The sequence below is a fragment of the Falsiroseomonas tokyonensis genome (assembly GCF_019024325.1).
Classification (GTDB): domain Bacteria; phylum Pseudomonadota; class Alphaproteobacteria; order Acetobacterales; family Acetobacteraceae; genus Falsiroseomonas; species Falsiroseomonas tokyonensis.
On record NZ_JAFNJS010000002.1, the window covers coordinates 1 to 24,590 of the forward strand.

26 protein-coding genes are annotated in these 24,590 nt (G+C 69.6%); 11 read left to right on the forward strand and 15 right to left on the reverse strand.

The window, feature by feature from the left end; translation table 11 throughout:
- Positions 1-65: 65 nt before the first annotated feature.
- The 5 genes from J3S20_RS06155 to J3S20_RS06175 form a co-directional block, all read right to left on the reverse strand.
- A complete protein-coding gene (locus tag J3S20_RS06155) occupies positions 66-1,007 on the reverse strand; it encodes a hypothetical protein (RefSeq protein WP_216835515.1) in 942 nt (313 codons plus the stop codon).
- Positions 1,008-1,768: 761 nt separating this feature from the next.
- Positions 1,769-1,954 carry a hypothetical protein gene (locus J3S20_RS06160; RefSeq protein WP_216835517.1) on the reverse strand — a complete coding sequence of 62 codons (186 nt, stop codon included), beginning with the start codon at positions 1,952-1,954 and terminating at the stop codon, positions 1,769-1,771.
- 262 nt (positions 1,955-2,216) lie between these two features.
- Complete coding sequence (locus J3S20_RS06165) at positions 2,217-2,582, reverse strand: hypothetical protein (protein ID WP_216835518.1); 366 nt, start codon at positions 2,580-2,582, stop codon at positions 2,217-2,219.
- On the reverse strand, positions 2,579-3,148 hold the full coding sequence (locus J3S20_RS06170) for an NUDIX hydrolase (protein ID WP_216835520.1): 570 nt from the start codon (positions 3,146-3,148) through the stop codon (positions 2,579-2,581). Before J3S20_RS06170 ends, J3S20_RS06165 begins: the two co-directional genes overlap by 4 nt.
- A 515-nt stretch (positions 3,149-3,663) precedes the next feature.
- Positions 3,664-4,866 carry a phosphoglycerate kinase gene (locus J3S20_RS06175; protein ID WP_216836372.1) on the reverse strand — a complete coding sequence of 401 codons (1,203 nt, stop codon included), beginning with the start codon at positions 4,864-4,866 and terminating at the stop codon, positions 3,664-3,666.
- 33 nt (positions 4,867-4,899) lie between these two features.
- Between J3S20_RS06175 and J3S20_RS06180 the strand changes: the two genes are divergently transcribed.
- Positions 4,900-5,286 carry a DUF6636 domain-containing protein gene (locus J3S20_RS06180; RefSeq protein WP_216835521.1) on the forward strand — a complete coding sequence of 129 codons (387 nt, stop codon included), beginning with the start codon at positions 4,900-4,902 and terminating at the stop codon, positions 5,284-5,286.
- 90 nt (positions 5,287-5,376) lie between these two features.
- Here the strand turns inward: J3S20_RS06180 and gap are convergent, their stop codons facing one another.
- Together gap and tkt are read right to left on the reverse strand one after the other, a co-directional pair.
- Positions 5,377-6,399: a type I glyceraldehyde-3-phosphate dehydrogenase gene (gap, locus tag J3S20_RS06185; protein WP_216835523.1), complete on the reverse strand. Its 1,023-nt coding sequence runs from the start codon at positions 6,397-6,399 to the stop codon at positions 5,377-5,379.
- A gap of 34 nt (positions 6,400-6,433) precedes the next feature.
- The gene (gene tkt, locus J3S20_RS06190) at positions 6,434-8,482 is read right to left on the reverse strand and encodes a transketolase (RefSeq protein ID WP_379793634.1); all 2,049 of its coding nucleotides are present in this window, start codon (positions 8,480-8,482) and stop codon (positions 6,434-6,436) included.
- A gap of 163 nt (positions 8,483-8,645) precedes the next feature.
- Between tkt and J3S20_RS06195 the strand changes: the two genes are divergently transcribed.
- Complete coding sequence (locus J3S20_RS06195) at positions 8,646-8,897, forward strand: DUF2171 domain-containing protein (RefSeq protein ID WP_216835526.1); 252 nt, start codon at positions 8,646-8,648, stop codon at positions 8,895-8,897.
- Between the two features lie 12 nt (positions 8,898-8,909).
- On the opposite strand, the gene J3S20_RS06200 is transcribed toward J3S20_RS06195, so the two are convergent.
- Positions 8,910-9,953 carry an alpha/beta hydrolase family protein gene (locus J3S20_RS06200; protein WP_216835527.1) on the reverse strand — a complete coding sequence of 348 codons (1,044 nt, stop codon included), beginning with the start codon at positions 9,951-9,953 and terminating at the stop codon, positions 8,910-8,912.
- A 93-nt stretch (positions 9,954-10,046) separates the two neighbouring features.
- Between J3S20_RS06200 and J3S20_RS06205 the strand changes: the two genes are divergently transcribed.
- Positions 10,047-10,808, forward strand: a complete 762-nt coding sequence (locus J3S20_RS06205; RefSeq protein ID WP_216835529.1) for a VIT1/CCC1 transporter family protein — start codon at positions 10,047-10,049, stop codon at positions 10,806-10,808.
- Between the two features lie 137 nt (positions 10,809-10,945).
- On the opposite strand, the gene J3S20_RS06210 is transcribed toward J3S20_RS06205, so the two are convergent.
- Together J3S20_RS06210 and J3S20_RS06215 are read right to left on the reverse strand one after the other, a co-directional pair.
- Positions 10,946-12,253: a coiled-coil domain-containing protein gene (locus J3S20_RS06210; protein WP_216835530.1), complete on the reverse strand. Its 1,308-nt coding sequence runs from the start codon at positions 12,251-12,253 to the stop codon at positions 10,946-10,948.
- Between the two features lie 107 nt (positions 12,254-12,360).
- Complete coding sequence (locus tag J3S20_RS06215) at positions 12,361-13,620, reverse strand: Zn-dependent hydrolase (protein WP_216835531.1); 1,260 nt, start codon at positions 13,618-13,620, stop codon at positions 12,361-12,363.
- 121 nt (positions 13,621-13,741) lie between these two features.
- On the opposite strand from J3S20_RS06215, the gene J3S20_RS06220 reads away from it, so the two are divergent.
- Genes J3S20_RS06220 through J3S20_RS30115 form a run of 4 tightly spaced genes read left to right on the forward strand, consistent with a single transcriptional unit; the run spans position 13,742 to position 17,034 of the window.
- Positions 13,742-14,524 carry an aldolase gene (locus J3S20_RS06220; protein WP_216835533.1) on the forward strand — a complete coding sequence of 261 codons (783 nt, stop codon included), beginning with the start codon at positions 13,742-13,744 and terminating at the stop codon, positions 14,522-14,524.
- On the forward strand, positions 14,521-15,408 hold the full coding sequence (locus tag J3S20_RS06225) for a DMT family transporter (protein WP_216835535.1): 888 nt from the start codon (positions 14,521-14,523) through the stop codon (positions 15,406-15,408). Before J3S20_RS06220 ends, J3S20_RS06225 begins: the two co-directional genes overlap by 4 nt.
- A gap of 19 nt (positions 15,409-15,427) precedes the next feature.
- Entirely contained in the window at positions 15,428-16,609 is a 1,182-nt protein-coding gene (locus tag J3S20_RS06230) for a class I SAM-dependent rRNA methyltransferase (RefSeq protein ID WP_216835536.1), read from the forward strand.
- Entirely contained in the window at positions 16,606-17,034 is a 429-nt protein-coding gene (locus J3S20_RS30115) for a DUF3293 domain-containing protein (RefSeq protein ID WP_216835538.1), read from the forward strand. The genes J3S20_RS06230 and J3S20_RS30115 overlap by 4 nt, the downstream gene beginning before the upstream one ends.
- Here J3S20_RS30115 and J3S20_RS06240 read toward each other — a convergent pair.
- The 5 genes from J3S20_RS06240 to J3S20_RS06260 form a co-directional block, all read right to left on the reverse strand.
- On the reverse strand, positions 17,010-17,408 hold the full coding sequence (locus J3S20_RS06240; protein ID WP_216835539.1) for a hypothetical protein: 399 nt from the start codon (positions 17,406-17,408) through the stop codon (positions 17,010-17,012). The two genes, J3S20_RS30115 and J3S20_RS06240, sit on opposite strands and share 25 nt — an antisense overlap.
- Positions 17,409-17,545: 137 nt before the next feature.
- Positions 17,546-17,908 (reverse strand): hypothetical protein, encoded by a 363-nt coding sequence (locus J3S20_RS06245; RefSeq protein ID WP_216835540.1) that lies wholly within the window; start codon positions 17,906-17,908, stop codon positions 17,546-17,548.
- 154 nt (positions 17,909-18,062) lie between these two features.
- Positions 18,063-19,175, reverse strand: coding sequence for a patatin-like phospholipase family protein (locus J3S20_RS06250; protein WP_216835541.1), 1,113 nt, complete (start codon positions 19,173-19,175; stop codon positions 18,063-18,065).
- Between the two features lie 156 nt (positions 19,176-19,331).
- Positions 19,332-20,126, reverse strand: a complete 795-nt coding sequence (locus tag J3S20_RS06255) for a 3-hydroxybutyrate dehydrogenase (RefSeq protein ID WP_216835543.1) — start codon at positions 20,124-20,126, stop codon at positions 19,332-19,334.
- 77 nt (positions 20,127-20,203) lie between these two features.
- Positions 20,204-21,643: a dihydrolipoyl dehydrogenase family protein gene (locus J3S20_RS06260; protein ID WP_216835545.1), complete on the reverse strand. Its 1,440-nt coding sequence runs from the start codon at positions 21,641-21,643 to the stop codon at positions 20,204-20,206.
- Positions 21,644-21,864: 221 nt separating this feature from the next.
- On the opposite strand from J3S20_RS06260, the gene rpmH reads away from it, so the two are divergent.
- From rpmH to yidC, 4 genes are read left to right on the forward strand one after another with little or no spacing between them, the layout of a single operon-like run.
- On the forward strand, positions 21,865-21,999 hold the full coding sequence (gene rpmH / locus J3S20_RS06265) for a 50S ribosomal protein L34 (protein WP_092962847.1): 135 nt from the start codon (positions 21,865-21,867) through the stop codon (positions 21,997-21,999).
- A 24-nt stretch (positions 22,000-22,023) separates the two neighbouring features.
- On the forward strand, positions 22,024-22,410 hold the full coding sequence (rnpA, locus tag J3S20_RS06270; protein WP_216835547.1) for a ribonuclease P protein component: 387 nt from the start codon (positions 22,024-22,026) through the stop codon (positions 22,408-22,410).
- Entirely contained in the window at positions 22,407-22,685 is a 279-nt protein-coding gene (gene yidD / locus J3S20_RS06275) for a membrane protein insertion efficiency factor YidD (RefSeq protein WP_216835549.1), read from the forward strand. The genes rnpA and yidD overlap by 4 nt, the downstream gene beginning before the upstream one ends.
- A gap of 11 nt (positions 22,686-22,696) precedes the next feature.
- Complete coding sequence (gene yidC / locus J3S20_RS06280; RefSeq protein ID WP_216835551.1) at positions 22,697-24,568, forward strand: membrane protein insertase YidC; 1,872 nt, start codon at positions 22,697-22,699, stop codon at positions 24,566-24,568.
- Positions 24,569-24,590 lie beyond the last annotated feature (22 nt).

Genomic DNA, 24,590 nt, shown 5'->3' on the forward strand with positions numbered 1-24,590 from the left:
TCGCCTGGACCGCCGACCCCGACCGCGTCCTCGCCGCCATCAACCGCGGGAAGCAAGTGTTGGAGTCACTCCACTAGATGGTCTATGTTGGCCTTTGAAAAAGAAAGGTGGCTATCGTTCGGGAATTTTGGCTGGTAGAAGTCTCTGTATAACTCACCGCAGCCGCCGACCATGCGTATAGTCGGAGCATCGAAAACAGGCTGTACGAGCCCTTGCAACTGAAGTTCATGATACAGACCGAAAAACCTGCTCCTATATCTCTGAAGTGCTTCCTGCGACGTAGCGGTGGTGTATCCAGAGGGAACTGAGCTTCCGTATGCGCCCCCAAAAAACCGCACCAGGCCGGTGGCGACGTCTACGTCCTCCTGGTGTATGGCAGTGGTGGCGAAGCGGACGTCCTTCAGACGCCCAAGCGCCATGACAGCCGCGAGTATCATGCGACTGTCACGCCCGCCAGTTAGGGTACAGACAGGGCTCCCTAGGCCACTGTCTATAGCCGCCTGAACGTTCAAAGCTACCTCTTCGGCGCCGCGTTTGATCAGCCCGTAGTATTCGTTGGGTGTCAGTTGTTCGTCCGGCAAACAGGGCTGCGTGAGCACCTTTCCGCCCTGCCTGGTTATGAGTATGCTCTCCTGTGTACCAAGAAGGCTGATACCTTTTAACGGTGTTCGGCGAACGCTTAGTTGCATTCCGATCGAACTATCGACAAGAAACATGGACGCAACGGAACCGATATCGAGATCTACGGTGTATCCAGCGTCCTCGAGAGCTAAAACCAGCAGGTGTAACCTGTTTGACACGAAAAAATGTACACCGTAGGATCCATAAAAAAGCGGAACCATCCCAAGAAAGTCGGCAGAGATTCGTATCTGGGGATCTTCGTTCGAACCTTCGCAGTTTAGAAGGGCGCATTGGCCATTCACGACGGGTGCGCTAATTTTAGGAACCACCTTGGGTCCTGCGGTCAGCGACGTTCCGACCATTGCGAGGCCGAACAGGGCGGTCATGCCTGCGGCAAGATTTTCCCGCAGCCCTGTGGTAAAAACGGCTAAGCAAGAAGTAAACTCATGCCGCATCATCTCTAGCTCCGCTAGGCGGCGCCTCTCAAATGATGGCCCCTGGATGACCAGAAAATCCCCGAAAACCCCAGAATTCGAAACGAATTTCGGTCTCTTATCATTATTAAGCAACGAAATGGCTCCTGGAGTCTATCGAGACTATCGAGTCGCGATGTGGGCGGCGGCAAGACTGAGGGCAGCGCGGAAGCAGGCGCCGCTTGTGCAGCCGGGGGTGGCAGCGACGCGGAACTTCTCGCATGAAGAAGCAGTTTTTCATGAGGTGCGCCAGTGATAGATGTGCTTGCTACAGCCCGGAAACTCCGATGACTGGCGGACATGGCGCAAACCATTGAACGGCCATAGGATTCGGCTGCAAACTAAAAACCCTGCAGTTGCCAGACACCATGTCCACCGAGATCGGCGCGGCGTCTTCCGGAGCCGTTGCCGTTGCCGGCATGGCGATCATGGCCCGTTTCGACGGTGGGGGCGCTGCGCGAGGTTGAGGTGTGGCTCTGCGTGGCGTGGCGTCTTGCGGGATGCATCGACGATCCTCGCGCGTACGAGTGCCTACGGCATGGCCGTCGCCGACCTGCTCAAGAACCCCGGCCGTCAGCTAGAGAGCGCCGCCCTGTTCGGCGAAGACATCTTCGAAAATTCCTGCAGTGAGCATGCGATCGTGCATAGTCCGGCGAAACACTACCACCCGCGGCTCAACCGGCCAACCCGAACGGATAAACCAGACCATCAAGAACGCCGCCGCCAAGCCCTTTCACTACCCAGGCATTGAAGCGCTGAAGGCACAGTTCCTCGCCTTTGGAACCGCCGACAACTTCGTTAAGCACCTCAAAGCGCTCGGATGGTGTTCGCCCTTCCGGCGCATCTACGACGCTTGGCAACGCGGGCCCTCACCACTCAAAATAAACCCACACCACACCACACCACACCACCCATCCCGAGACCGAACATCGAATGCAGTATCCGTTCTGACTAAAATAGTCGGAAGGGATTTCCCGCTCTGAACTCAATGGCTTGTAGAACACGAGATCCGTGCAATTGGCCGGATCGTGCTCTAGACTTGTTGCTCCAAAATACAGAGGATTATGAAAACGGCCTCCGTGTCACCTTGCCAGGCCGCCCGGCATTTGAAGCTACCCGTCCCTATTCCAGTGGAATCCGCAGTCGGGCGCCGGGTGCCAGGTCCTTGAACAGCTGGTCCTGACGGCCCGAAAGATGCTCGCGGCCGAAGGTGAAGCCGCGGCGCTGTTCCCGTTCCTCGATGATCGTCGGCTCCAGCACCGGGCCGACGGGCCGGGCGAAGATATCGGGTGGCGCCTGGATATCCCGGTTCGGCATCGGCGCCAGGTCTCCCACCACGATGGGTGGGCGGATCACCCCGCCGAGCGGCGGCGCGGGCGGCGGCGGCTCCGGCAGGGTGGTGGTCTCCAGCGGGCGGCGGCGCTGCGCCAGGGCCGCGCCGGGGGCCAGCAGCACCAGGCTGCCGAGGATCAGGCCACGCCGCATCATGCCGCAGCCTCCGAGGTCCTGAGGGGCAGGGGGGTCGTGCCGCGGAGATCGGCGGGCGGGTTGCCGCGCGGCGCGCCGAGCGGCGCGTCGCCGGCCTCCCGCCAAGCCTGAAGGACCCAGTGGACGGAGGGAAAGGCCAGCTCATCCCAGGGGATCTCGTCCCAGTCGAAAAGCCGGACCTCCAGGCTTTCCGGGCCGGCGGCAAAGCCCGGGCTGGCCAGGCTGGCGCGGAACAGGATCTGCACCTGGCCTATGCGGGCGATGGAATAGACCGCCAGGACGCCGTCCAGCTGCAGCTCGGCGCAGGCTTCCTCCCGCGCCTCACGCAGCGCGCCTTCCTCCACCGTCTCGCCGAGTTCCATATAGCCGGCGGGGATGGTCCAGAAGCCGCGGCGGGGCTCGATGGCGCGCCGGCACAGCAGCACGCGGCCTTCCACGGCCACGACGGAGCCCACGACGATCTTCGGATTTTCATAGGCGACGTAACCGCAATCATTGCAGGTCAGTCGCTCCCTGTCCTCCCCTTCGGGGATGCGGCGGACGAAGCGGGCCGTGCTCGTGGACATGTCTCAAGGGTGGCGCCGAAGCCGCTGCTTCGCAAGGCATTCTGCATCACGCCCTGGCCATTTCGGAGACGGTGCTTGCAGGGCCCGGACCGAGACCTGGCCGGACCGAGACCTGGTCGGACCGAGACCTGGCCGGAACGCCCGGCCGGGCGGATCAGACCCGAAGGTCGAGCAGCGACCCGCGCGGCATGGGCCCGCTGGGGGCGGATGGCTGTGCGTCCAGCGTGCGCTGCTGCGGCGCCGGCACCGGCTGCAGGGGTTGCGGCATGGCGCCGGTTCCGCGCGTTTTGGCGGCCCCTTGCGTCCGGGAGACCTCCGCCGTGAAGGCGGAAAGGGAGTTCATGGCGATCATGCGAACGACCATGAACCGCAGGTCTGAATGATCGGTGAATCGATAGGCGGAAATCGACGAGGAGGATCTGACGGGGCGCATGCCGGCAGCGTGCCGGCATGGGCCGTTAACGATCCAGCAACCTGTAGTGGCAAACGCGCCTCAGGTTGAGAATTCGTGAAGACTACTTCGCCCCCAGCACCGCCACGCCGGGCAGCGTCTTGCCCTCCAGCCATTCCAGGAAGGCGCCGCCGGCGGAGGAGACGTAGGTGAGGCGGTCCATCACCCCTGCATGGCGCAACGCGGAGACGGTATCCCCGCCGCCGGCGATGGATTTCAGCCCGGCGGAGGAGGTCAGCCCCGCGACGGACTGCGCCACCGCCACCGTCGCCGTGTCGAAGGGCGGGATCTCGAAGGCGCCGAAGGGGCCGTTCCAGACCAGGGTGGAGGCCTGGCGCAGCCGCTTCTCCACCAGCTCCACCGTGTCGGGTCCGACATCGAGCGCCATCATATCCTCCGGCACCCGGTCGATGGCGACGGTGCGATGCGGCGCCTGGGCGGCGAATTCGCCGGCCACCACCAGGTCCACCGGCAGGATGATCTCGCAATTCGCCGCCTTGGCCTCGGCCATGATGGTCCGGGCCGTCTCATGCATCTCGGCTTCCTGCAGCGACCGGCCCATCGGGTAGCCCTGCGCGGCGAGGAAGGTGTTCGCCATGGCGCCGCCGATCACCAGGACATTGACCTTGCGGGTCAGGTTGCCCAGCAGCTCCAGCTTGGTGGAGATCTTGGCGCCGCCGACGATGGCAACCACCGGCCGCGCCGGATTGCCCAGCGCCGCATCCAGCGCCTTCAGCTCCGCCTCCATCAGCCGGCCGGCATAGCTGGGCAGCAGGTGGGCCACGCCCTCCGTGCTCGCATGCGCGCGATGCGCGGCGGAGAAGGCGTCGTTCACATAGACATCGGCGAGCTTCGCGAGCGCCGCGGAAAGCGCCGGGTCGTTCTTTTCCTCGCCCGCATGGAAGCGGGTATTCTCCAGCAGCAGCACCTGGCCATCGGCCAGCGCGGCGACCGCGGCCTCCGCCTCCGGCCCCACGCAGTCCTCGGCCCAGGCGACGGGCCGGTCCAGCGCGGCGGACAGCGCCTCCACCATCGGCTTCAGCGACATCTCCGGCACCCGCTTGCCCTTCGGCCGGTCGAAATGGCTGCAGACGATGACGCGCGCGCCCTTCTCCGCCAGTTCGCGGATAGTGGGCGCCAGGCGCTCGATGCGGGTGCGGTCGGTGATCACGCCGTCCCGGACCGGCACGTTCAGGTCGGCGCGCAGCAGCACGCGCTTCCCGGCTGCGTCCAGCGCGTCAATGGTTTTGAAGCTCATGGTGGCGATCATCCTGCGGAGAGAAACGCTACGGGGTGTCGCATGATCCGATGGATCGCTGCTTTCGCATTCCTTCCGGTCCTAGCATCGGCCCAGGAAGGCTTCCAGTTGCCCTCCGGCAATATCCGCTGCGAGGTGATGGATCGCGCGCTGCGCTGCGAGATCGTGAACTTCAGCTTCGCCCGCCCGCCGGCGCCGGAGGAGTGCGACAGCGACTGGGGGCATGCCTATGCGCTGGCGGCGCGGGGCCCATCTGCCGTGCTCTGCGCGGGGGACCTGGTGGTGAGCCCGCGCCTGCCGGTGCTGGGCCATGGCGCGCGATGGAGCGGCGCGGGGGTGGTGTGCACATCCGGGCAGGCCGGGCTGCGCTGCGTGAACGGCGAGGGGCGGGGGATGGAGATGTCCCGCGCCAGGCTGAACCGGTTCTGAAGGGGGGGCGCGGGGCCCCCACCCCGACCAGCCTCCGGCGTCGGGGCAGTGCCCCGACCCCCCGTAAGAACGGGGGAGGGAGACGTTATCTCAGAGGCTGCCGAAGAGCGCGGCGGTGTCGCTCATGCGGTTCGAGAAGCCCCATTCATTGTCGTACCAGGACATCACGCGCACCAGGCCGCCATCGACCACCTGGGTCTGGGTGGCGTCGAAGGTGCTGCTGTGCGGGTCGTGGTTGAAGTCGATGCTGACCAGCGGCGCCGTGTTGTAGCCCAGGATGCCTTTCAGCGGGCCGGATTCGGAGGCCGCCTTCATCACGGCGTTGATCGCTTCCTTGGTCAGCCCCTCGGTCTTCGCGGGCACGAAGTCCAGGCTGACCAGGGAGACGTTCGGCGTCGGGATGCGGATGGCGGTGCCGTCCAGCTTGCCCTTCAGCTCCGGCATCACCAGCCCCACGGCCTTGGCGGCACCCGTGCTGGTCGGGATGGCGGAAACGGCGGCCGCGCGGGCGCGGTGCAGGTCCTTGTGCAGCGTGTCGACCGTGTTCTGGTCGCCGGTATAGGCGTGGATGGTCACCATATAGCCGCGCACGATGCCGAAATTGTCGTGCAGCACCTTGGCGATCGGCGCCAGGCAGTTGGTGGTGCAGCTGGCATTGGAGATGACGGTCATCTCCTTGGTCAGCGTCTTCTCGTTCACGCCATAGACGATGGTCGCATCGGCATTGTCGCCGGGGGCGGAGATGACGACCTTGCGCGCGCCGGCGGTGATCAGCGCGGAGGCCTTCTCCTTGCTGGTGAAGATGCCGGTGCATTCCAGGGCGACATCGACGCCCTGGAAGGGCACCTTGGTCGGGTCACGCTCGGCGCTCACGACGATCGGCGCATAGGTGCGGCCATTCGCCGTGATGATCATCTTGTTGCCGTCCACCGCGACCTCGCCGGGGAAGCGGCCATGCACGCTGTCGTAGCGGAACAGGTGCGCATTCGCCTCGACGCTGCCGAGGTCGTTGATCGCCACGCACTCCACGTCGGTGCGGTTGCTCTCGATCATGGCGCGCAGCACCAGGCGGCCAATGCGCCCGAAGCCGTTGATGGCAACCTTCACCGTCATCGTCGTCTTTCCCCTTTTGTGACCAAACCGAGCTTCAGCCGAGGCGCTTCTTCACCGCCGCCGCCGTGGCCTCCGCCGTGATGCCGAAATGTCGGAACAACTCCTCGGCCGGCGCGCTGGCGCCGAAACCCTGCATGCCGATGAAGATGCCATCGGGCCCGAGCCAGCGGTCCCAGCCGAAAGACAACGCCGCCTCGATGCCCACGCGCAACACGTCGCCGAGCACCTGGTTCCGATAGCCCTCGTCCTGCAGCGCGAAGATTTCCCAGGAGGGGAGGGAGACGACGGCGGTCGGGATGCCATCCGCTTCCAGCAGCGCGCGCGCCGCGACGGCCAGATGCACCTCGGACCCCGTGGCGATCAGCGTGGCGCGGCGCGGGCCGGAGCTTTCGGCCAGCACATAGCCGCCGCGGGCGGAGCGGTTCTCGCCCGGCTCGGCGCGCAAGGCCGGCAGGTTCTGGCGCGACAAGGCGAGCACCGAAGGCCCGTCCGCGCGCTTCACCGCCAGTTCCCAGCACTCGGCGGTCTCCATCGCATCCGCCGGGCGGAAAACCGCCAGGTTGGGGATGGCGCGCAGGGAGGCCAGCGTCTCCACCGGCTGGTGGGTCGGCCCGTCCTCGCCAAGGCCGATGCTGTCATGCGTCAGCACATGGATGACGCGCAGCCGCATCAGTGCGGAAAGCCGCAGCGCCGGCCGCAGATAGTCGGCGAAGACGAGGAAGGTGCCGGAATAGGGGATCAGCCCGCCATGCAGCGCCATGCCGTTCATCGCGGCGGCCATGCCATGCTCGCGCACGCCATAATGGATGTAGCGGCCGCCATAGCTGCCCGGCGCGACGGAGGGGATGCCCTTCACATTGGTATTGTTGGAGCCGGTGAGGTCGGCGGAGCCGCCCACCATCTCCGGCACCGCCGGCACCAGGGCTTCCAGCGCGCGTTGCGACGCGATGCGGGTGGCGATCTTCGGCCGGTCCTCGGCATGCTTGGCGCGCAGCGCCGCCAGCGGCTCGTGCCAGGCTTCCGGCAGGCGGCCGGCGAGCGCCCGCTCGAACTCGTCCTTCTGCGCATGGTTCGCCAGGCGCTTCAGCCAGGACCGGCGGGTGCCGGCGCCGCGGCGGCCGGCTTCCTCCCAGCGCGCCTTCAGGCCTTCCGGTACCTCGAAGGGCCCGTGGTTCCAGCCCATCGCGGCCTTGGCGGCATCGGCCTCGGCCTGGCCCAGCGGCGCACCGTGGCTGGAGGCGGTGCCGGCCTTGTTCGGCGCGGTGAAGCCGATGATGGTGCGGCAGGCGATCAGCGTCGGCTTGCGGTTGCGCATCGCCCAGGACATGGCGGCCGCGACCTGCTCATGGTCATGGCCATCCACCCGGCGGGTGGCCCAGCCATAGGCCTGGAAGCGGCGCAGCGCGTCGTCGGACAGCGAGATCGCGGTATCGCCGTCGATCGAGATATTGTTGTCGTCATACAGCACGCAAAGCCGTTCGAGGCGCATGTGACCTGCGAAGGAGGCCGCCTCGTGGCTGATCCCCTCCATCAGGTCGCCGTCGGAGGCGATGACCCAGGTGCGGTGATCCACCAGCGACTTGCCGAAGCGCGCCGCCAGCATGCGTTCCGCCAGCGCCATGCCGACCGCGGTCGCGATGCCCTGGCCGAGCGGGCCGGTGGTCATCTCGATGCCCGGATGCTCGCCGAATTCCGGATGGCCGGCGGCGGGGGAATGCAGCTGGCGGAAGCGCTTGATGTCCTCGATGGACATCCCCTCCTGCCCCGTCAGGTGCAGAAGGGCATAGAGCAGCATGGAGCCGTGCCCGGCGGACAGCACGAAGCGGTCCCGGTCCGGCCAGCGGGGGTCCGCGGCGTCGTATTTCAGGAAGCGCGTGAACAGCACGGTGGCGACATCCGCCATGCCCATGGGCATGCCGGGATGGCCGGACTTGGCCTGCTCCACCGCATCGATGGCGAGCGCGCGGATGGCATCGGCCATCCGGCGCTCCTCGCTGGCGGGGCGGGCAAGCAGCAGGGCCTGGGCCGCCTGGGCGGCGGTGGGCTCCGTGCGGGGTTGGGTATCGGGTTCGGTGGTGGCCAAGATCGTCCTCCGGCTGCGCCGCTATAGACAGGGCTTGCGGCGGCGACAACCCGAAGCGCCGCCCGCGCCCGGCCCTGCCGCGCGCGGAACGGTCGCCGCCGCCAGGCATCCGCCCGGCGCCTGGGCCGTTATTCCCGCATCCAGAGCGGAAGGAAGCCCAGCGATGAGCGATTTCACCACGCAGATCCAGGAACACATGGAGGTCGTCGGCCAGGATGGCGGCCATGTCGGCACCGTGGACAAGGTGGAAGGCGACCGCATCAAGCTGACCCGGAAGGACGATCCGGACGGCACCCAGCAGCACCATCACTTCCTGCCGCTGTGCCTGGTCTCCGCGGTGGCGGAAGGCCGGGTGCGGCTGAACCTGCCGGCGGATACCGCCCGCAACCGGGCGGTGGCCGGCGGCCAGGCCTGACGGTCCAGGCGGTCAGCGCATCAGGCCCTGGCGCTCCATCCAGGCCTGGATGCGCGCCGCCACGTCATCCGAATTGTCGTCCATCATGATCATGTGCGAGTTGCCGCGCACGCCCTCCGCCGGCATGTCCAGCGTCTCCGCCACGCCGCCGGCGGCGCGGATCTGGCCCTGCCAGCGCTCGATATTGCCGCGGATGCGCTGCCAGAAGGGGTTGTCGGACATATAGTCGCCCCAGACGACCAGGTGCGGCACCTCCCGCAGCGGGGCGGCATCGGCGGTGGCGGGCGGGGCGCCGGACGGTTCGACGGCGATCACCGCCTTGACCAGCCCCGGCGCGTTCAGCGCGGCGGTGAAACCGAAATTGCCGCCCTGGCTATGCACCAGCATCACGCAGGGGCAGATGCGCTGCACCAGCGCGTCGTAGGCCGCCTGCACCTGGCGGTCCGTGGTCACCCAGCGCGGCACCGCCTGCATCATGAACTGGTTCCAGGCGGCGACGGGGAAGCGCGTCTCGGGGAAGGCGCGGCGCTGGCTGGCCTCCAGGTTCCAGCCATCCGCGGGTCCGACGCGGAACAGGCCCCAGCCCTCGCCCATGCTGCGGAACACCGGCTCCCCGGCCAGAATCTGCGGGAAGCGCGCCCAGCCGGAGCGGCCACGCTCCATCGCATCCGTCACATAGACATCATGGCCGGCGCGCAGGAAGGCCATCTGCCAGCCGGGGCGGCCATCCGGCGTCGTCTCATAGGTCACGCCCGAAAGCCCGCCGCCATGCGCCAGGATCAGCGGCCAGCGCGCCCGTGGCGATGCCAGGCGGACGTACTGGGCATACATCTGCTCCACCTGGAAATGCCCGTTCGGATTGACCCGCAGCGGCGGCGCGCCGGGGGAGAAGACGATCTCCTGCTCCGGCAGGCCGGTGATTTCCGCCACCCTGCCGCCGACATGCAGGCTGCCGATCTCCCGGATCTCGAGCGGCCGGTTCCCGGCCGGCTGGGCCGCCAGCGGCATGGCCAGGCTGGCCGCACCCAGCAGGGCCGCTGTGAGGATGCGTCTCATTCCCAAAATTCCCTTTTTTCACAATGTCTTGCGGGCCGGCGTGCCGGGCTTCCGGACGTGACTCGGCCCGAGTGGCAACTGTAGTCTGGCACCATGTCCCACGCATCCTCCGCCCCCGCCCTGCCGGGCGAGCCGACCCGTGATGGCCTACCCCCCATGCCGCCCGGCCCGGCGCATGAGGAAAGCCACTTCGCCAGCCTGGCGCCGCTGCGCGACCTGCTGTCCGGGGCTGCGGATGGGCTGGTGCTGCCCTTCGCGGTGACCGCCGCGCTGGCGGCGCTGGGCGTGGCGCCGGCGCCGATCCTGCTCTCCGGCCTGGCGGTGGCGGCGGCCGGCGCGGTGTCGGCCGGGCTCGGCCATGCCATGGCCGCGCGCCGCGAGGCCGCGCACTACCTGGCCGAACGGGCGCGGGAGGAGGAGGAAAGCCGCCTCTACCCCGAGCGTGAGCGCTGGGAGGTGGCGGCGATCCTGCACCGCTACGGCCTGCGCGGGGACCTGCTGCGCCAGGCGGTGGAGGCGATCGCCGGCGATCGCCGGCGCTGGGTAGATTTCATGATGCGCTTCGAACTCGACCTCTCCGAGCCCGATCCGCGCCAGGCCGCTCGGTCCGCGCTGGCGCTGGGGCTGGGCCAGGCACTGGGCGGGCTGCTGCCGCTGCTGCCCTATCTGCTGGCCGCCGCGCCGGCCGATGCGCTGGTGGCCTCCGCCGGCCTGACGGCGGCGGGTCTGCTCGGGCTGGGCGGGTTGAAGGCGCGGGCCAGCGGTCTGCCGCCGATGGGCGGCGCGTTGCAGGCCCTGGCGCTGGGCCTGCTGTCGGGAATGGCCGCCTGGATGGCGGCAGCCGCGCTGGGCTAAAGCACTATCGGTTCACACTGAATCAGTCTGAACCGATTTCGTGCTTTAGAAACAATAGCTTCTACAGCACGAGATCTGTCCATTCGGACAGATCGTGCTGTAGCGGCGCGGCCCGCGCATGGCGGGCCGTGCGACCCTCAGTTCGCCGGCTGTGCCGGCTGGCCAGGCTGCGCCGGCTGGGCCGGGCGCTGCTGCTGTTGCTGCTGGCCGATGGACTGGCGCAGCTGCTCCAGCGTCGCCTGGGCCTGGCGGGTCTGCTCGCCGAGCTCGGTCACCTGCCGCGCCGCCTCGGCTGCCGCACGCTGGCGCTCGGCGAGCGCGGAGCCTGCCTGCTCGGCCTGCTGGCGCAGCTCCGCCAGGCGGCGCTGCTGCGCCTCCACATTGGCGGTCAGGCCCTGCAGCCGCTCCTCCGCCGCGCGCAGCTCCGCCGTCACCTCGGTCCGGCGCGCCTCAGCCTGGCGGGTCTCGCGCTCCGCGGCCTCACGCGCCTGGGCCAGGCGGCCGGCCTCGGCCTCGGCGCGCTCGGCGGCCTGGCGGCGCTGGTCGCGCTGGGCCTCGGCGGCCGTCGCCTCGTTGCGCAGGCTGGCCAGGCGCTGCTGCACCTCGCCCGCCTGGCGGGTTGCCTGCGCCATCTCGGACTGCGTGGCGGAGAGGCGGTTGGCCGCCTGTTCCGCCGCCTGGGTCGCCTGCTCCAGCCGGGCCTGCACCTCGGCCAGGGCGGCGCGGCGGGTGTTCAGGTCGGTCTCCAGCAGCGCCTGCTGGTCGCGCATGCCGCGCAGCCGCTGCTCGATTCCCGCCAGCTCCGCATTGCGCGCGGTCAGCCCTTCCTCCGCCCGGCCGGCCTCGGCGGCGAGTTCGGCAAGGCGCGCCTCGGCCGACTGCACCCCGGCCGTCAGCGCCGCCTGGCGGGCCTGCAGGCTGCGGAGCGCCTCTGACGTGGCGTCACGGCTTTCGGCGGCGCGCGCCTGGGCGGTCTCGGCCTGCTCGACCTCCACGCGCAGCGCATCGCGCCGCGCCTCGGCCTGGCGCAGCTCCTCGCGCGTCTGGGCCAGGCGCTGCTGCAGCTCGGCGGTCTCGGCGCGGGCGCTGCGGGCGGCCTCGGCGGCCTGCTGGGCCTCGGCCAGCTCCTGCCGCAGGGTGGCCAGGCGCTGCTCGGCCTGGGTGGCCTCTCCGGTCAGCTGCTGCGCGCGCGCTTCGGCGGCGGTGCGGGCCTGTTCGGCCTGCTGGGCACGGGCCTGCAGGGCGGGCAGGGCGCCGTTGGCGGCCCGTTCGGCGGCCAGGGTCTGTTCCAGCGTGGCGCGCTGCGCCTCGTTCCGCGCCGCCAGCTCGCGCGCCTCCCGCGCATCGCCGCTGACGCTCACGACGGTAACCCAGCCGATGAGGCCGAAGAGCAGGAGAAGACCTGCGGCGATCTGGGCCGGGCGTGGCCAAAGCGATGGGTTCATGATGCGCGGTCTCTCCGGAAAAGGGGGCGGCGAGGCTTGGGACATGCCTCGCGCCAAGCGCCCCAATCACGTGAAAGTTGCGCGTCGCGGCGCGAACCGGTGCGGTGTTACACGCCCGATGTGGGAAGCAGCCGGTTGGCCCGCGCGAGCACCGCCTCGAACAGCACCTGGCAGCCGGCTTCGGCCTCCGACGGTTCGATGCTCTCGGCCTCGTTGTGGCTGAGGCCGTCCTTGCAGGGGGTGAAGATCATCGCCGCGGGTAGGCGCCGGGCGACATAGACGGCGTCATGCCCGGCGCCCGAGACCATGCGGCGCGCCGGATAGCCCAGCCGTTCGGCGGCCTGTTCGACCAGGGCGACGCACGCCGCATCGAAGGGCTGCGCGTCGTAGTGCAGCACCTGGGTGAGTTCGAGCTGGCAGCCGGCCTCCTTCACCACCGCCGAGGCCATGGGCGGGAAGTCGCGGGCGAGGGCGGCGATATCGGCGCTGTCCGGGTGGCGGAACTCGATGGAGAACCGCACCTCGCCAGGGATCACGTTGCGGCTGTTCGGCTCGACCTTCAGGAAGCCCACCGTGCCGCAGCCGTCCTCGCCGCGGTCGCGCATCAGCCCGTCGACCAGGGTGATCACCTGCGCCGCCGCCACCAGCGCGTCCCGCCGGGTGGAGGGGGGCGTGGTGCCGGCATGGGCGTCCTGGCCGGTGATGCGCGCATCCCACCAGACCTGCGCCTGGGCGCCGGTGACGATGCCGATCTGCCGTCCCTCCTTCTCCAGGATCGGGCCCTGCTCGATATGCAGCTCGAAATAGGCATCGGCCGGGAAGGGGGCGGCGGGGTGTTCGCCCTGGTAGCCGATATCCTTCAGGGCCTGTTCCACGGTGACGCCCTGCTGGTCCGGCAGGGCGTAGCTGCGGGCCAGCGGATAGACGCCGGCCCAGGTGCCGCTGCCCATGAGGGACAGGCCGAAGCGGCTGCCTTCCTCGTCGGTCCAGTTCACCAGCTCCAGCGGCGCCTCCGTGGTGATGTTCAGCTCGTGCAGCGTGCGCATCACCTCCATGCCCGCCATGACGCCGAGCGCGCCGTCGAACTTCCCGCCGGAGGGCTGGCTGTCCAGGTGGCTGCCGAAGAGCACGGGCAGGCGGGACGGGTCGCGGCCTTCGCGGCGGGCGAACATATTGCCGATGGCGTCCACCCGCACCGTCAGGCCGAGCGCCTCGCACTGGCTGCGAAAATCGTCGCGGGCGGCCTTGTCGATATCGGTCAGGGTCAGCCGGCGCACGCCGCCCTTGGGCGTGGCGCCATGCCGCGCCATGGCCATCAGGCTGTCCCACAGCCGCTTGCCGTCGATCCGCTGGTTGGTGCCGCTCATCGCCGTCCCTCCGTCCGCCGCGCATGATCTGCCCCGGACTTTCCCAAATGGCCAGATCGCGGGCTTGCAGCGCGGCGAGGCTGCTGCGAATCATTCAGCACCCGAAGGAAAGGCCCCCGACATGGCGCATGCGCTGAACGCCGCCCCCGCCATCCTGCGCAATTCGGAGCTCGACGCCGAGGCGGTGCGCGCCGCGCGCGTCGATCTCGCCGCCGCCTTCCGCATGGCCGCGCGCCTCGGCATGCATGAGGGCATCTGCAACCACTTTTCGCTGGTGGTGCCGGGGCGGGACGACCTGTTCCTGGTGAACCCGTACGGCTGGGCCTTTGCCGAGATCACCGCCTCCCGCCTCCTCGTCTGCGATTTCGCGGGCAATGTGGTGGCCGGCGAGGGCGTGCCGGAGGCGACGGCCTTCTACATCCATGCCCGGGTCCACAAGAACCTGCCGCGCGCCAAGGCCGCCTTCCACACCCATATGCCGAACGCCACGGCGCTCGCCATGCTGGAAGGCCCGCCGCTGGCCTGGGCCGGGCAATCCGCCCTGAAATTCTACGGCCGCACCGTGGTGGACGAGCACTACAACGGCCTCGCCCTGGATGAGCGGGAGGGTGACCGCATCGCCGCCTCGATCGGCGATGCCGATATCGTCTTCATGAAGAATCACGGCGTGATGGTGGTCGGCGCCAGCGCGGCCGAGGCCTGGGACGACCTGTATTACCTGGAGCGCGCGGCGGAGGCGCAGCGCCTGGCGCTGTCCACCGGCCGCCCGCTGAAGCCGGTGCCGCCCGAACTGGCGCAGAAAACCTACGACCAGATGCGCGAGGGCGACCGCGAAAGCGCCTTCCTCCACATGGAAAGCATCAAGCGCCGCCTTGCCAAGGAGGAGCCGGACTACCTGGATTGATCCCCCCCGCCGCGGCCCGGCTCGACCCGCGCGGGCTGGCGCTGCTGCTGGTGACCGTCATCGGCTGGGGCTTCAACTGGACCTCGATGAAGCTGCTGCTGGGCGTGCTGCCGCCCTTCTCCATGCGCGTGGTCTGCGCCGCGCTCGGCATTTCCCTGCTATTCGCCATCGCGGCCTGGCGCGGCGAAAGGCTCACCGTGCCCCGGGCGCTCTGGCCGCGCCTGGTGGCGGCGAGCCTGCTGAACGTCACCGCCTGGATGGGCATGGCGACCTTCTCCCTGCTGTGGCTGGCGGCGGGGGAGGCGACGATCGTCTGCTACACCATGCCGGTCTGGACCTCGCTGCTCGCCTGGCTGGTGCTGGGCGAGCCGCCGAGCCGCCGGCGCCTCGCCGCCCTGGTGCTGGGGCTCGGCGGGCTGGTGGTGCTGGTGGTGGGGCCGGGGCTGGATGTCGGGCTCGCCAAGCTGCCGGGCGTGGTGGCGGCGCTGGGCGGGGCGGTGCTGTTCTCGCTCGGCACCGTCGTCACCAAGCGCTGGCCGCTGGCGCTGCCGCCCACCACCTCCGTCGCCTGGCAGCTCGTGGTCGGCTGCACGCCGCTGCTGGCCGGCGCGCTGATCTTCGAGACGCCGGACTTTTCCGGGTTGTCCGGGTGGGACTGGGCGGTGATGGTCTATGGTGGCGTCGGGCCCTTGGGCCTTTGCTACCTCGCCTGGTTCGCGGCGCTGCGGCGGTTGCCGGCGGCGGCTGCCTCCTCCGGCACGCTGCTGACGCCGGTGATCGGCGTCGCCTCCGCCGCGCTGCTGCTGGGCGAGCCGCTGGGGCTGCGGGAGGTGGCGGCGCTGTCCATGACCATCGGTGGGGTCATACTGGCGGTCCGCGGCTGATCCGGGCATAGGCCCGGCCATGACCGAGCATCCGCTGATCCGCCTCGCCCCCGGCGGCGACCGCCGCGTGAAGGGGGGCCACCCCTGGGCCTTCTCCAACGAGATCGCCATGACCCCCGCGCTGCGCGCCCTGCAGCCCGGCACCCCGGTGCGGCTGGAAGGCGATGACGGCGTGAAGCACGGCGTCTGGCATTTCAACCCGCATAGCCTGATCGCCGCCCGCCGGCTGGACGGCAATCCGGCGGCCACCATCGACGCCGCCTGGTACCAGCGCCGCCTCGCCGCCTGCCTGGCGCTGCGGGAGCGGCTGTTCGACGCGCCCTACTACCGGCTGGTGCATGCCGAGGCCGATGGCCTGCCGGGCCTGATCATCGACCGCTACGGCGATGCGGTGGCGATCCAGGCGAATACCGCCGGCATGGATGCCGCGACGCCCCACATCCTGGCCGCGCTGAACGCGCTGTTTGCTCCCCGCCTGGTGGTGGCGCGCAACGACAGCGCCGTGCGCAAGCTGGAGGGACTGTCCGAATCGGTCACCGCCCTGCAGGGCGAGGGCACCGCCACCGTCGAGGAATCCGGCCTCAGCTTCCCGGTGGACCTGCTGGGTGGCCAGAAGACCGGCTGGTTCTTCGACCAGCGCGCCAATCGCGCCATGGTCGCCCGCCTCTGCCGCGGCCGCACCATGCTCGATGCCTTCTGCCACACCGGCGGCTTCGGCCTGGCCGCGGCGGCGGCTGGCGCTTCCGAGGTCACGCTGCTCGACCGCAGCGAGCACGCGCTGGACCACGCCATGCAGGCCGCCCGCCTCGCCGGTTTTGCCGACCGCGTCACGCCCCTGAAGGCGGAGGCGCTGGAGCACCTGGAAAAGATGGCCGCCAGCGGCCGGAAGTTCGAGGTGGTGGTGGCGGACCCGCCCGCCTTTGCGAAAACCCGCAAGGACCAGCCGGCGGCGCTGCGCGGCTATGGCAAGCTGGCGCGGCTGGCGGCGGGGCTCGTTTCGCCGGAGGGCATCCTCTTCATCGCCTCCTGCTCCCACCACGTCTCGCCCGGCGATTTCACCGATGCGGTGGCCTGGGGCCTGCACCGGGCGAAGCGGGAGGCGCGGCTGCTGGCCACCGTCGGCGCCGGGCCGGACCATCCCGTGCATCCCGGCTTGCCCGAGAGCGCCTATCTCAAGGGCCTGCTGCTGCAACTCACGTGACCCGCCCGCCGCTCGCCGCCTTCCGCGCCACGGGCTACGAGGCCGCCGGCATCACGGTGCGGATCGGCCGGCGCAGCGCCACGATGGATGCTTTGGTGGCCGCGCACGGGCTGCGCCAGGCCGGCTTCGTCACCGCCTGGAACCCGCGCAGCCGGCGCATGCCGCCCGGCTGGAACCGCCGCATGCAGGCCCGGCTGCGGGTGGCGGCGCGGGATCTGGTGCTGGCCGAGGGTTTCGGCCGGGGGACGGGTCGCGGGCCGGGCTGGGCGGAGCACCACCTGCTGCTGGCCGGCGATCCGCGCCGCCTGGCGGTGCTGGCCCGCCGCTTCCGCCAATGGGCCATCGTGGTGGTCGAGGCCCGGCGCCCCGCCCGGCTGAGCCTCGCCCTGCACCCGCGGCCTCATTCCTTGCCGCGCGCCGGATAGGCGCTGTAGCCGCCGATCACCACGCGCTGCAGCCCGGCGAAACGGATCCGCTCCTCCCCCAGCTGGATGGTGCCGCGCACGCCCTCCAGCAGGATCTCGCCCAGGCCCAGGCGGGGCAGGGGGGAGCCGGGCTCCACCCGGATCGCCTGCAGGATCTGCTCCAGCGTGCGGTCGGTATCGTCCAGCTGCAGGGTGCGCACCGCATCGTTCACGGCGATCACGCAGTTGCCGTCGCCGGGATGCCAGACCCGGTGCTCATTGCCCGGCCGCAGCCTTTGATTCACCGGACCGCCATGCCAGCGGCCCTGCGCCGGCCGTTCCGGCAGGAGGTAGTCGAGGTCCCAGCATCCGGGGCGTCGGTTGGTATCGGTCACGGTCTGATCTCCCGCTTGGTTTTGCGGGATGGATCAAGCGCGGCGGCGTCTCACGCATCCAATCCGAAGGGCCTGTGGAGCCCATAGGCGAAATCGATGCCTGCCGGAACGGCCAGCTATTGGCCTTTTTCAGATGGTTAGTGGTCGTTGCTGGCCGGTCGGCCCTGCAGGATCAGGCGTTCCATGGCGCGGAAAATCACCGTCTCGCTGCCCAGCACGATTCGCCCGACCACGCCGGTCACATCGACCGCGGACCCCAGCAGGCGCGGCGCCGGGCTGCCCGATTCGGTTTCGATCCGCGCGAGCAAGCCCTCGGGCGTCAGGCCGGTGCCGATGAGGCGGAGCGTATCGCCGCCGCCGCCGCCGATCACGGTGTCGTCGCCATCGCCGCGATGCCAGTCCAGCACCTCCGGCCCCGCGCCGGGATGATTGTCGTTTTCCGCGAGGGTCGGGCCTTTGGCGGCTGGCTCGCGAAGCAGCTGGCGCGGCAAGTTGGACATGAAGCGTCTCTCCGATCGCTTCGAATTGGAACCAAATATCACTTTCGCGTGCAAGGCGCAAAATGCGCAGTAAATGATCTTTACAGGCGAATTCGTTCCAGCGGCGCATCTCCGCCGTGTGGAGGCGGCGCCGCGCGCGCCCCAGCCGCTCCGGTCACAGGAAACGCTCGCGGATATCCACGCTGCTCTCCCGCCCCAGCTTGTCGAAATGCGCGGCGATCCAGCCATCCGCCGCCTCCCGCCCATAGCGCTTCAGGGTCATGAGGAAGTCCCAGTCGCCGTTCAGCTTGGTGCTGAGCTTGAAGTCGCGCATCCGCGCCTCGTCCTCGATGCAATGGACAAACAGCTTGCGGTAGCGCGGCTGCTCCAGCCGCCCGGCCTCCAGCAGCCGCTGCACGAAGTCGATGGCGCGCATCTCCGCCATCAGGGAGGCATTGAAGCTGATCTCGTTCAGCCGGTTGACGATCTCCGTCGGCCGCGTCGGCAGCTCGTCCCGCACGATGGGGTTCAGCTGCACCAGCACGATGTCCGGCGGCCCACCCTGCTCATACAGCGGCCAGAGCGCGGGATTGCCGAGATAGCCGCCATCCCAGAAGGGCTCGCCATCGATCTCCACCGCCTTGAAGAATTGCGGCAGGCAGGCCGAGGCCAGCAGCGTGTCGACCGTCACCTCCTCCCGCGCAAAGACCCGCGGCTTGCCGGTGCGGACGGAGGTGGCGGAGATGAACAGTTTCGGGCCCTTGCCGTGGCGCAGGATTTCGGGGTGGATCTCCTCCTCCAGCACCTGGCGCAGCGGGTTGAACTCGTAGGGGGTGGGATTGAGCTGGTAGGGGGACATGACGCGGGTCAGCGTCTCGAAGGTCTGGTAGGCGAAGGACCAGGTCAGGTCATGGCCCCAGAGCGCCTTTTCCAGCGGCGTGTTCTGCAGCGGGCTCATGGACATGCGGCTGGCGGCATTGCGCCAGAAGCGCTCCAGCGCCCGGCGCGCCCCGTCCCGCCCGCCCTCGCAGAGGCCCTGGACGAAGACGGCCGCATTCATGGCGCCGGCGGAGGTGCCGGAGACCGCCTCGAATTCCAGCCGCTCATCCTCCAGCAGCCGCTCCAGCACCCCCCAGGTGAAGGCGCCATGCGTGCCGCCGCCCTGCAGCGCCAGGTTGATGCGGCGCGTGGTGGGGGCGGGGCGGGTGGTGCGTGGCGCGGGGCCGGGCGCGGCGCCGGCCGCGCCCAGCGTATCGGCCGCCTCCGCGCGAAACTCGTTTTCAATCATTAACTGCCCTCAAACGGCGGGCGCCGGCATCCGCCGGCTTGCCTTCGCGCCCTGCACTGTTCCACCCGGCAAGCCGGGCGGTCTGGGCGCGGGCCGCATTCGCGGCCTCGGCCCGTGCGAAGTGGCACGGGCCGCCAGCACCACCTCCACTGCCTCTCACTGCGCGGTCCAACCGCCGTCGATGGACAGCGCGCTGCCATTGATGCTGCCGCTGTTCGGGCCCACCAGGAACAGCGCCATCTCCGCCACTTCCTCGACCTCCACCCACCGCTTGGTGGGCTGGCGCTCCAGCAGGAAGTCGGTCAGCGCCTTGTCCTCGGAGACGCCGTGCTTCTCCGCCAGCGGCTTTACCTGGGCCTCCGCCAGCGGGGTGCGGACGAAGCCGGGGCAGATGGCGTTGCAGGTGACGGGCCCGCGGGCGATCTCCAGCGCCACTGACTTGGTCAGCCCCACCACCGCGTGCTTCGCCGCCACATAGGCGGTCTTGTAGGGGCTCGCGACCAGGCCGTGGGCGGATGCGACGTTCACGATCCGCCCGAAGCCGCGCGCCTTCATCCCCGGCAGCGCCGCCTTGATGGCGTGGAAGTTGGAGGTGAAGTTGATGGCGATGATCCGGTCGAACTTGTCCTCCGGGAACTCCTCCACCGGCGCGACGAACTGGATGCCGGCATTGTTCACCAGGATGTCGCAGGCGCCGAGCTCGGCCTCGCAGGCCTTCACCATGGCGCGGATCTCCTCGGGCTTGGACATGTCGGCGCCCGAATAGGGCGCCTCCGCCACGCCCATGGCCGCACCCACCGCGGCGCGGGCCTTGGCGATTTCGGCAGCGCTGCCGAAGCCGTTCAGCATCACCTTGGCACCCGCCCCGGCAAAGCCTAGCGCAATGGCCAGGCCGATGCCGGAGGTGGAGCCGGTGACGAGGGCCGTGCGGCCCTCCAGTTTACCCGCCATGTTCGTGCCCTCTTCCCGCATTGCAGCATGTTGCGCCAGAGCCTCGCGCAAATCCGTTAAGAAGGCGAGCCTCCCGCTCAGGGCAGGTGTTTCAGCCAGCCCACCACACGCTTGACCAGGGGCGACATCAGCTTGGGTGCGTAGAAGTCGCCCGCCGCCCGCTTCGCCGCCTCCGCCAGGGTGGGATAGGGCAGCACCAGCCCGGCCAGCGCGGAAAGCGGCAGCTTGCGGCCGATCATCAGCGCGAAGGTGCCGGCCATCTCCCCGGCATGCGGCGCCAGGATGCCGGCGCCGAGCAGCCGGCCCTTGGGCGTCACCACCAGCTTAACCAGCCCTTCCTCGATCCCTTCCGCCGCCGCGCGGTCGGTCTCTGCCACCGGAAAGCGCAGGATGTTGATCTCATGCCCGGCCTCGCGCGCCTCGGCCTCGGTCAGGCCGATCTGGGCGAGCTCCGGATCCGTGTAGGTCACGCGGGGCAGGGCGGCGTAGTCCACCTTGGCCGGCAGGCGGAAGATCATGCGCCGCGCCAGGATGCCGGCATGCTGGGAGGCGACGTGGGTGAAGGCGCGCGGGCCGATGCCCTCCGGGTCGGCGATATCGCCCACCGCGAAGACCCGGGGATTGGTGGTAGAGCGCAGCCCGGCATCGGTGGTGATGCCGCGCTTCGTCGCCGCCACCTGGCCGGCCGAGAGGTCCAACCCCGCCAGCCGCGGCGCCCTTCCCACCGCCAGCAGCAGGTGGGTGCCGCCGATCGCGCGCCCATCCTCCAGATGCGCCACCAGCCCCGGCCCGCCACCTTCCGGCCGGTCGGAGCTGACGCGGGCGAGCTTGGCACCTTCCAGCAGCGTCACCCCCTCCCGCAGCAGGGCGCGGCGCAGGCCATCGACGAGCTCCGGGTCGTCCCGGCCGGCGATTCGCCCGGCCTCGATCACCGTCACCAGGCAGCCGAGCCGGGCATGCGCCTGCGCCATCTCCAGCCCGATCGGCCCGCCGCCCAGGATGATGAGGTGGCCGGGCGGATCCTCCAGCTCGAAGATCGTCTCGTTCGTCAGCCAGGGCACCGGGCCGAGTCCCGGGATATCCGGCACGATCGCCTGGCTGCCGGCGGCGATGACGCAGCGGCGGAAGCTGATCCGCCGGCCGGCGGCCTCGATCATGTCGGGGGCCACGAAATGGGCGGAGGCGCGGATCACCTCCACCCCCATGCCGCGGTAGCGGGCCTCCGAATCGATGGGCGCGATGCGCGCGATGGCGCCCTGCACATGGGCGCGCAGCGTCGCCCAGTCGATCTCCGGCTCCGGCAGCCGCACCCCGAATCGCCCGGCCTGGCGGGCGGCATGGGCGGCATGGGCGGCGGCGAGCAGCGCCTTGGAGGGAACGCAGCCATAGTTCAGGCAATCGCCCCCCATGCGGCCGCGCTCCACCAGGGCCACCTTCAGCCCAAGGCCGGCCGAAAAGGCGGCGGCGGAGAGGCCGGCCGCGCCCGCACCAATCACAACCAGGTCGAAATCGGGCATCGGCAGGGTCCTTACGGCGGCTTGGGCGTGGCATCCGGCGCCCCTCATGCCCGATCCGCGCGGTTGACGGCAGGGGTGGCGCTTCCCTATACGTCCGGCCTCGCCGGGGTGGCCCTCGCCATATAGGGCCGCCGCCGGCAATTCCTTTAGATACCAGCCGGTGCGTGGCGGGCCAGGGGCATTCCCTGGGTGCCAGGATCCGGAGCCCGCGGGAGTGTGTCGTGAAGCGTACCTATCAGCCCTCGAAGCTCGTCCGGAAGCGCCGCCACGGCTTCCGCGCCCGTACGGCGACGGTCGGCGGGCGCAATGTGCTGGCCAATCGCCGCGCCAAGGGCCGCAAGAAGCTCTCCGCCTGAGATCGCGGCGGGCAAACTCGTGTCATGCCGGCGCGCCCGCCACGTCTGAAGCTGCGTCGTGAGTTTAAGCTGGTGGCGGCCCGCGGCCAGCGGGCGGCTCGGCCTGGGCTCGTGCTGCAGGTGCTGAAGGGCACGGACGGCCCGCTGCGGGTCGGCTTCACCGCCACCAAGAAGATCGGCAACGCCGTCATCCGCAACCGCACGAAACGGCGGCTGCGGGAGGCGGCGCGGCTGCTGCTGGGCCAGGATGCCCCGCCGGGCTTCGACCTGGTGGTGATCGGGCGGGAGGCGACGGCAAAGCGCGACTTCGCCACCCTGCTGGGCGACCTGCGCGGCGCGTTGCGCCAAGGCGGGGTGCTGCCGGCGAAGGAGCAGCCGCCCACGCCGCCGCTGGTGGATGCCCCCGCATGACCCCCCAGCAGCACCTGCTGCGGGGCGCGATCCGCACCTACCAGCTCACCCTCCGCCCCTTCATCGGCTGCAATTGCCGATTCTACCCGCATTGCAGCGAATACGGCCTGCAGGCGGTGGCCGAGCACGGCGCGCTGCGCGGTAGCTGGTTGACCGCGCGCCGTGTATTGCGCTGCAACCCCTGGCACCCGGGTGGCTATGACCCGGTGCCCCCTACTCCCCGGAACGTCTCCGAGGCGGACAACCTGCCCGCCCCGCGACCGACGAAAGGCTGAATCAGGCCGTCATGGACCAGAAGCGTCTCCTCGCCGCCATCGCCCTGTCGGTCGGCATCCTGCTGTTGTTCGACCTCTGGAACCGCCCGGCGCGGGAGGCGGAGCAGCGCCGCCAGGCCGAAATCGCGGCCCAGGTGCCGGCCCCCGCCAGCCCCGGCGCCACCGCCCCGGCCTCCCCGGTGCCAGTGCCGGCCACCGCCGGCGCACCGCTGGCCCAGCCCGGTACAGCCCCGGGCGCCACGACGGCGGCGGCCACGCCGAACCTGCCGCCCGAGCAGCGCATCCGCATCGAGAATCCGCGCCTGCAGGGCAGCATCAGCCTGCGCGGCGCGCGGCTGGATGACGCCATCCTGCGCGGCTACCGGGAGACGGTGCAGCCGGACAGCCCGCTGGTGCGCCTGCTGGCGCCGCGCAGCGATGCCAACCCCTATTTCGCGCAATGGGGCTGGACCGCCGCCGATGGCCGCACCCCGGTGCCGGGGCCGGAGACGGACTGGACCGCCGATGGCACGAACCTGACGCCCACCACCCCGGTGACGCTGCGCTGGGACAATGGCCAGGGCCAGGAATTCAGCATCCGCCTCGGCATCGACGAGGACTTCATGCTGACGGCGGAGCAGTCCGTCCGCAACACCGGCGCCGAGCCGGTGCAGGTGCTGCCCTGGGCCCGGGTGCGGCGTGAGCGCACGCCGCAGACCGCGGGCTTCTTCATCCTGCATGAAGGCTTCACCGGCGTGCTCGGCGGCCGGCTGACCGAGTGGAAGTACAGCGACGCCAAGACCGAGGCCGAGCGCCGCCGCGGCGCCGCGATGGAGCAGGAAAGCACCGGCGGCTGGATCGGCTTCACCGACAAGTACTGGCTGACGGCGCTGACGCCGATGAGCCAGGCGACGCCGATCCGCGCCGCCTATCGCCATTCGGCCGAGGGTGGCCAGGACCGCTGGCAGATCGACATGGCCCCGCCCAGCGCGCAGACGGTGGCCCCCGGTGGCGAAGCCGCCCTGGCCACCCGGCTTTTCGCCGGCGCGAAGGAAGTGCGGCTGCTGGACGGCTATGCCGACCGCCTGAACATCGAGGGCTTCGACAAGGCGATCGACTTCGGCTGGTTCTACTGGATCACCAAGCCCTTCTTTTATGCCATCGACTGGCTGTTCCAGATCTTCGGCAATTTCGGCGTGGCGATCCTGATCTTCACCCTGGCGCTGAAGGCCGCCTTCTTCCCGTTGGCCAGCAAGGCCTATACCTCCATGGCCCGCATGAAGGTGCTGGCGCCGAAGATGACGGAGGTGCGGGAGCGCTACAAGGACGACCCCGCCAAGGCGCAGGCCGAGATGATGGCGCTGTACCGGTCGGAGAAGGTGAACCCGGCCTCCGGCTGCCTGCCCATCCTGCTGCAGATCCCGGTCTTCTTCGCGCTCTACAAGGTGCTCTTCGTCACCATCGAGATGCGGCACGCGCCCTTCTTCGGCTGGATCCGAGACCTTTCGGCCCCGGATCCGACCAACCTGTTCAACCTGTTCGGCATCCTGCCCTACGACCCGACGCAGATCTCCAGCTTCCTGCACATGCCCGCCTGGGCCATCGCGATGGGCATCACGATGTACCTGCAGTTCAAGCTGAACCCGACGCCGCCGGACCCGATCCAGGCCAAGATCTTCGCCTGGATGCCGCTGATCTTCACCTTCATGCTGGCCAGCTTCCCGGCCGGCCTGGTGATCTACTGGACCTGGAACAACCTGCTTTCCATCGCCCAGCAGTATTACATCATGAAGGCGGACAAGAAGCGCCAGGCGCGCAGCCCGGCCGCGCCGCCGCCGGCCAAGCCGGCCACGCTCGCCAAGGCGGATGCCGCCGCCAAGCCGGCGCCGAAGGGCAAGAAGTGACCATTACCACCCCCTCCGGCAC